The 1,466-nt window shown below is 35.5% G+C and carries 1 protein-coding gene and 1 tRNA gene; one reads left to right on the top strand and one right to left on the bottom strand.

The genetic code is table 11. The features are described 5' to 3' along the window. Window positions 1-300 (bottom strand): transposase (locus BN35_RS08360; RefSeq protein WP_044071382.1); only part of this gene is annotated, 300 nt, incomplete at its 3' end. Between the two features lie 424 nt (window positions 301-724). Here BN35_RS08360 and BN35_RS08355 point away from each other — a divergent pair. Beyond that, window positions 725-799: transfer RNA gene (locus tag BN35_RS08355), tRNA-Arg, on the top strand. The last annotated feature ends 667 nt before the right edge of the window (window positions 800-1,466 follow it).

Genomic DNA, 1,466 nt, shown 5'->3' with positions numbered 1-1,466 from the left:
ACAGTCATCCAATCCTAAACCAACAAAGCGACTGAAGGACAGACGGTCATTTACTTGATCTTCGACCTCACTGTCACTCAAGCCATACCATGTGCGAAGAAGTTCGGTCTTGAACAACACAAGGCTGTCATAGCTTGGACGACCAGTGGGACGGTTGCCTTTGGTGTAAGCAATTTCAATAAGTCCACGAATGGGATTCCAGTCAATTATCTGATCAATTTGAAAGAAAAAGGTCTGTTTAACCTTACGATGACCAACTATTAGGTCAGCAAAACTCGGAGAAGAAGGACATTGTTTCATACTATAAAGGTACAAAAATATGATGAAATGAGCACATCTTGAACAATGAGTTTTGCAGAGGTCTCAAGATGGACAAACAATGCCCTTATCTGAAGAGGTCTTACGGATGTGGCGATTAGTTTTGTGTTTCGGGAGTTATGGAGGAGTTTCCTTTCACGACGTGAAAAAAGCTTGTTTTGATAAGTCAGCAGACGCCATAGTAGTGAAACTGTCAATAACATTGTGCGAAAGTAGGAGATAAAACTTCACTATTAGCATTTACCCTCTAAGCGATTGAAAGTAATAAAAGGTTTTGAAAGACTGTCTTATTTTGAAAAGTTGCATTTCAATTCTAAATTTGTTAAAAAATTATAACCAAAAAGAAATCCGTCTTTAACTTCCCCCTCTGTTTCATTCTAAATGACTACTTTTGCAAACGATTTATGGTTCCGTAGCTCAGTTGGATTAGAGCAACAGCCTTCTAAGCTGTGGGTCTTGGGTTCGAACCCCAACGGAATCACTTGAGGAGAGGAAGAGGATTTTGACAACAAAGTCCTCTTTCTTGTTTGTATACAGTTAAATTTTAGTTAATTGGTACATTTAGCGGTGTTTCAGTCGTTAAGAAAGGAAATACATTTCACTTGAAAATGTGCCGTCAAAGAATTGGCAAGATTTTTTCTGTTTTATCCATAGATATGATTTTCAAGAAACGTAGCTAACAAATTCTTGCTCTGGATGTGTTCGATAAATCTAAAATTGAAACTTTAGAATTGCTGCATTAATATGTTATATTTTGTCCTATAAAATGACAAAAAAACAGTCATTCTAAAATGACAATCTGGAGAAAAACAATAGGCAGGAAATAGACAACATGGTGATGATTTTGACAAAAAATTCTCTTTGAACAGTTAAAGCAATGGGATAATGAGGTTATTCACACCATATAGTGCTGTTATCAACATGATGTAATGGGATTAAAGCATGCTATTATGGCGCTTAAAGCATTGTTTTAATAGCGAAAAATGGTGACGAATTGTACTTTCCTAAAATCACTTGACAGTTTTTATTCACTTTTCCTAATTAACTTGTCAAATTTTTTCATTCATTCTAATTTACTTGTCAATTTCGCTTTTCGGCAAAAAAATATATTCTCAAACAGAGAAAAAGATAGCCTAAAGATGAACGAG

The organism is Hoylesella timonensis 4401737 = DSM 22865 = JCM 15640 (assembly GCF_000455445.1).
Classification (GTDB): Bacteria; Bacteroidota; Bacteroidia; order Bacteroidales; family Bacteroidaceae; genus Prevotella; species Prevotella timonensis.
This window is presented reverse-complemented; position numbering and strand designations above follow the sequence as displayed.